Origin of the sequence: Azospirillum griseum (genome assembly GCF_003966125.1) — a bacterium.
Lineage (GTDB): Bacteria > Pseudomonadota > Alphaproteobacteria > Azospirillales > Azospirillaceae > Azospirillum > Azospirillum griseum.
In genome coordinates this window covers 112,690-118,729 of record NZ_RXMA01000018.1, presented here as the reverse complement: position 1 = coordinate 118,729, position 6,040 = coordinate 112,690, and the positions used below count along the sequence as shown (strand labels likewise).

6 protein-coding genes are annotated in these 6,040 nt (G+C 66.1%); all 6 read left to right on the top strand.

Translation table 11 applies throughout. The features are described from left to right. The coding region (locus tag EJ903_RS17850; RefSeq protein ID WP_483964203.1) for an ABC transporter ATP-binding protein C-terminal domain-containing protein at nt 1–170 on the top strand (170 nt) is incomplete at its 5' end. Continuing rightward, complete coding sequence (locus EJ903_RS17845) at nt 163–885, top strand: ABC transporter ATP-binding protein (protein WP_126617946.1); 723 nt, start codon at nt 163–165, stop codon at nt 883–885. The genes EJ903_RS17850 and EJ903_RS17845, both read left to right, overlap by 8 nt. A gap of 213 nt (nt 886–1,098) precedes the next feature. Further along, complete coding sequence (locus EJ903_RS17840) at nt 1,099–2,301, top strand: ABC transporter substrate-binding protein (RefSeq protein WP_126617944.1); 1,203 nt, start codon at nt 1,099–1,101, stop codon at nt 2,299–2,301. Nucleotides 2,302–2,422: 121 nt separating this feature from the next. Continuing rightward, nucleotides 2,423–3,310, top strand: coding sequence for a branched-chain amino acid ABC transporter permease (locus EJ903_RS17835; protein WP_126617942.1), 888 nt, complete (start codon nt 2,423–2,425; stop codon nt 3,308–3,310). A 6-nt stretch (nt 3,311–3,316) separates the two neighbouring features. Beyond that, nucleotides 3,317–4,297 (top strand): branched-chain amino acid ABC transporter permease, encoded by a 981-nt coding sequence (locus tag EJ903_RS17830; protein ID WP_126617940.1) that lies wholly within the window; start codon nt 3,317–3,319, stop codon nt 4,295–4,297. Between the two features lie 294 nt (nt 4,298–4,591). Next, nucleotides 4,592–6,031: a methyl-accepting chemotaxis protein gene (locus tag EJ903_RS17825; RefSeq protein WP_126617938.1), complete on the top strand. Its 1,440-nt coding sequence runs from the start codon at nt 4,592–4,594 to the stop codon at nt 6,029–6,031. The last annotated feature ends 9 nt before the right edge of the window (nt 6,032–6,040 follow it).

The following is a 6,040-nucleotide window of genomic DNA, read 5'->3' as shown; positions in this document are numbered from 1 at the left end:
CCGTGCTGATGGTGGAACACAACCTGTCGGTCGTCGCCCATCTGTCGGACACCATCACCGTCCTGCGGCGCGGCGAGATCCTCGCCGAAGGGCCATACGACGTCGTATCACGCAACGCCCAGGTCATGGAGGCCTATATGGGCACCGGTGGAGGGGTTGGGCATGCCTGACGGTTCGATCACGAAAACCGCCATGCTGGAAATCAGCGACCTTCACGGCTTCTACGGCGAAAGCCACGTCCTGCACGGCGTGTCGCTGGAGGTGCGGCAGGGCGAGGTGGTGACGCTGCTGGGCCGCAACGGGGCGGGCAAGACCTCCACCATGCGCGCGATCATGGGGATCATGGGCAAGCGCACCGGCTCCATCCGCTTCCAGGGGCAGGAGCTGATCGGCATGGCCCAGCACAGGATCCCGCGCCTGGGCATCGGCTATGTACCGGAGGAGCGCGGGATTTTCTCCAGCCTCAGCGTCGATGAAAACCTGACCCTGCCGCCGGTCATCAAGGAAGGCGGGATGACGGTGGAGCAGATTTACGACCTGTTCCCCAATCTGAAGGGGCGCGGCTCGACCCAGGGAACCCGGCTGTCGGGTGGTGAGCAGCAGATGCTGGCCATCGCCCGCATCCTGCGCACCGGGGCCACTCTGATCCTGTTGGATGAACCGACCGAGGGTTTGGCCCCGGTCATCATCGAACAGATCGGCGTGGCGGTGCGGGCGCTGAAGCAGCGCGGCTTCACCATCGTGCTGGTGGAGCAGAATTTCCGCTTCGCCGCCACCATCGCCGACCGCCATTACGTGATGGAAGAGGGGCATGTCGTCGACATGATCCCGAACGACCAGCTCGACGCCAACATGGACAAGCTCCACACCTATCTCGGCGTCTAAACCTCCTGTTTTAAAAGTCGTGTCTGCGGCGACGCCGTTTTCCCTGTGATCCGGGGAAAACGGCGACCCCCGGCGGCTTGCCTGAACACTGGATTTTAAAACCACGCGCGGATGAAACCGCGCGAACGCCCGGCCATGCCCGGGCACGGACGCACCCACCCAAACCTGACCACCCAACCAACACACAACGCACCCGAGGGAGAGAGACCGATCATGCGCAGCCTTCTTCTTGCCGGCACCGCTCTGCTGACCCTGACCAGCGGGGCCGCCCACGCCCAGATGTCCAACGACGTCATCCGCATCGGCGTTCTGAACGACCGGTCGGGCATCTACGCCGACCTCGCCGGGGAAGGCTCGGCCATCGCCGCGCGGATGGCGGCGGAGGAGTTCGGCGGCAAGGTCGCCGGTGCCCCCATCGAAATCGTCGTCGCCGACCACCAGAACAAGGCGGACATCGCCGCCAGCAAGGCGCGCGAATGGGTGGACACCGGCAACGTCGACGTCATCGCCGACGTGCCGAACTCCGCCGCCGCGCTGGCGGTGCAGGGCATCACCCGCGACAAGAAGCGGATTTTCCTGATGTCCGGCCCCGGTGCGACCGCGCTGACCGGCGCGCAATGCAGCCCCTACGGCTTCCATTGGGCCTATGACAATTACGCCATGGCCGCCGGGACCGGCCGCGCGCTGTACGAGCAGGGCAAGAAGAATTGGTATTTCGTCACAGCCGACTATGCCTTTGGCCAGTCGCTGGAGGAGGAAACCACCAAGATGGTGAACAAGCTGGGCGGCAAGATCGTCGGCAGCGTGCGCCATCCGCTGGGGTCGGCGGATTTCTCGTCCTTCCTGTTGCAGGCGCAAGGCTCCAAGGCCGACGTCATCGGCTTTGCCAACGCCGGGGCCGACGCCACCAACGCGGTCAAGCAGGCCGCCGAATTCGGCATCACCCAGAGCGGCCAGAGCCTGGCCGGGCTGCTGCTGTTCATCACCGACATCCACGCGCTGGGTCTGCCCGCCGCGCAGGGGCTGATGTTCACCGAGGGCTTTTACTGGAACCTGGACGACCAGACCCGCGACTGGTCGAAGAAGTTCGAGGCCAAGGCCGGGAAGAAGCCGACCATGGTCCAGGCCGGTGTCTATTCCGCCGTGCGCCATTACCTGAAGGCGGTGGACGCCGCCAAGACCGACGATCCCGACAAGGTCGCCGCCAAGATGCGCGAACTGCCGGTCGAGGACATGTTCGCCAAGAAGGGCAAGGTTGCCGCCAACGGCCGCATGTTCCACGACATGTATCTGGTCCGCGTCAAGGCCCCCGGCCAGTCGAAAGGCCCGTGGGACTATTACGACGTGGTGAAGACCATCCCGGCCGAAACCGCCTTCCTCGATCCGGCCCTGAGCGGCTGCCCGCTGGTGAAGTGACGGGCGGGGCGCGGCTGGCCCGGCCCGGCTCATCCCTTGGGCGGGACGGGCCGCCGCGCCCATCACAGACAAAACCACCACGCGCGCGGTCGCGGGCGCGACATTCGGGGGAGGAATGGCCATGTTCGATCTGCTGGGGGTCCCGCCCCAGGTGCTGTTCGGCCAATTGCTGCTGGGCCTCATCAACGGGTCCTTTTACGCGCTGCTCAGCCTGGGGCTGGCGGTGATTTTCGGAATGCTGAACGTCATCAATTTCGCCCATGGCGCGCTCTATATGGTGGGTGCCTTTGTGGCGTGGCTGCTGCTGAATTATCTGGGGCTGGGCTATTGGTGGGCGCTGTTCCTGGCCCCGACCGTGGTCGGGCTGGTCGGCATGGTGTTGGAAAAGACCATGCTGTCGCGCCTCTACAAGCTCGACCATCTCTATGGGCTGCTGCTGACCTTCGGTCTGGCGCTGATTTTGGAGGGGGCCTTCCGCCATCAATACGGCGTGTCGGGCCAGCCCTATCCGATTCCCGATCTGCTGAAGGGCGGGCAGAATCTGGGCTTCATGTTCCTGCCGAATTATCGCGGCTGGGTGGTCGCGGCGTCGCTGATCGTCTGCTTCGGCACCTGGTTTGCCATCGAACGCACCCGGCTGGGGGCCTATCTGCGCGCCGCCACCGAAAACCCGGTGTTGGTCCAGGCCTTCGGCATCAACGTGCCGGTGATGGTGTCGCTGACCTACGCGTTCGGCGTGGCGCTGGCCGGGCTGGCCGGGGTGTTGGCCGCGCCGATCTATCAGGTGTCGCCGCTGATGGGATCCAACCTGATCATCATCGTGTTCGCCGTGGTGGTGATCGGCGGCATGGGGTCGATCCTGGGGGCCATCCTCACCGGTCTGGGGCTGGGCTTGATGGAGGGGCTGACCAAGGTCTTCTACCCCGAAGCCTCCAACATCGTCGTGTTCGTCGTGATGGCGATTGTTCTTCTCATCAAGCCTGCGGGCCTCTTTGGACGGGAGCGCTGATCCACCATGACCGCCGCCAGCCAAGCCACCGCCGCCGCCTCTCTGCGCGGCCCGGACGCCGGAACCGCCCGCACCGCCCTGCTGTTCGCCGTCGGGCTGACCATCGCCGCCCTCGCCCCCTTCGCGCTGTACCCAGTCTTTGTGATGAAGGTGCTGTGCTTCGCGCTGTTCGCCTGCGCCTTCAACCTGCTGATTGGCTTTGCCGGTCTGCTCAGTTTTGGCCACGCCGCCTTTTTCGGTGGAGCCGCCTACGTCACCGCCCACGCGGTTAAGGTCTGGGGCCTGCCGCCGGAACTGGGGCTGCTGCTGGGCACGGCGGCGGCGGCGCTGCTGGGGCTGCTGTTCGGGGCCATCGCCATCCGCCGCCAGGGCATCTATTTCGCCATGATCACGCTGGCCCTGTCGCAGATGGTCTTCTTCATGGCCCTGCAATTGAAGTTCACCGGCGGTGAGGACGGCATCCAGGGCGTGCCGCGCGGAGTTCTGTTCGGCGTCTTCGACCTGACCCAGCCGCTGACCATGTATTACGCGGTGTTGACCGTCTTCGTCTTTGGCTTTGCCGTGATCTGGCGCGCCGTGCATTCGCCCTTTGGGCAGGTGTTGAAGGCGATCCGCGAGAACGAGCCGCGCGCCATCTCGCTCGGCTACCGGACGGAGCGGTACAAGCTGTTGGCCTTCGTCCTGTCGGCCAGCCTTGCCGGGTTGGCGGGCGGCACCAAGGCGCTGGTCTTCCAACTGGCCTCGCTGACCGATGTGCAATGGCAGATGTCGGGCGAGGTGGTGCTGATGACGCTGCTGGGCGGCATGGGCACGCTGGTCGGCCCGGTGGTCGGGGCCGGTCTGGTGGTGACGCTGGAAAGCTATCTGGCCGCCACCAGCCTGCCGGTTCCGGTGGTCATCGGCGCGATCTTCGTCGTCTGCGTGCTGCTGTTCCGGCGCGGCATCGTTGGCGAAATCCTGGCGCGCCTGCCCGGGCGCAAGGGCTGAGCCGGACGGGGCGTTGTCCGCGACGGCGACGCCCCGTCCAGAATTGTGGACGCAGACAACAAAGCGGGTCTTTTTCCGTCTGTCTGGCCCTGACATCTTATCCAATCATTTCCGCGTGTTGCCAATATTTCACAACACCCCGTCCGGCTGGCACGTGATTTGCGCAAGTTGAGGAAAACATCCGGCAAATCCACGCCGATCCGTCAACAGACGCCAATCCGGGCCGACAGGTCTCTCCCCCCATCACCTTGATCGAGACCTCAACGCCGCGCGACGAGGGAGGACAGCAGCATCATGGATGGTTCCAGCGTCACCGCCGCATCCCTGCACACCGGTCATCTCGACCGCATCGCCGAGGCGGCGGGCGGCATGTCCGTCGGCATCGCCGAAATTTCCGGCCGGATCGAAGACATCAGCGGCCGGATGGACCGTGGCACCGCCACCCTGGGTGCGCTGCACCAGACCTCCGTCGCCATGGCGCAGGCGGGGGAACGGATCGCCGCGTCGGCCCGCGCCACCTGCGACACGGTGGCGACGGCGCGCGGCCGGGTCGATGAGTCGCGGGCCACGCTGGATCAGGCCATCGGGTCGATTGGCGCGCTGCTCGCCACCGTCGGAACCATCGACGGCGAACTGCACGAACTGCGCGAGGTGATGAAAAGCGTCGGCGCGGTGGCGCGCGAGATCAACGCGATCGCCCGCCAAACCAATCTGTTGGCGCTCAACGCCACCATCGAGGCCGCCCGCGCGGGCGAGGCCGGGCGCGGCTTCGCCGTGGTCGCCACCGAGGTCAAGGCCCTGTCGCGCAAGACCGCCGAGGCGACGGTGGGCATCGAGCGCACCTTGCGGACCCTGGACGAGCGGGCGCGCCGCCTGCTCGACCATGGGGCGCAGGGTGTGGAGCGCGCCGCCGCCGTGCGCGGCGGGACCGATGCCATCGCCGGGGTCTTCGCCGCCGTGTCCACCGTGATGTACACGGTCGGGGAGGAGGCGCGCCGCATCGATGGCGAGGCTGTGACCATCCACGACCAGTGCCGCGACATGGAAGGCCGCATGGCCCAGATCGCCGCCGACATCGCGTCGTCCAGCGCCGACGTCGGCAGCGCCCGTGATCAGGTGGCCGGGCTGTTGAGCCTGGGCGAAAGCCTGATCGAAACGACGGTCGATCTGGGGGTGGAAACCGCCGACAGCCCGTTCCTGCGCCGGGCGCAGCGGGTTGCCGTCCAATTGTCCACCCGGCTGGAAGCCGGTCTGGCCATCGGTGAAATCGGCGAGGCCGACCTGTTTGACGAGGAATACGCCCCCGTCGCCCACAGCAACCCGCCGCAGTTCAAAACCCGCTTCACCGATTTCACCGACCGCGCCTTTCCCGACATCCTCGAACCGGCCTTTGCCGCCGATCCCCGCACCGCGTCCTGTGTGGCGGTGGACCGCAACGGCTATCTGCCCACCCACAACCAGCGTTACGCCAACCCGCAGGGGCCGGACCCGGTGTGGAACGCCGCCCATTGCCGCAACCGCCGGATCTTCGACGACCGCGCCGGGTTGACGGCGGCGCGCAACCGCAAGCCCTTCATCCTGCAAACCTACCGCCGCGACATGGGCGGCGGACGCTTTGTCACCATCAAGGAGGTGTCGGTGCCGATTCTGGTGCGGGGCCGCCATTGGGGGGCTGTGCGCCTGAACTACCGGCATGAACCGGCCCCGCCATCCAGAAACCATCACAGGGAGTGAAGACACATG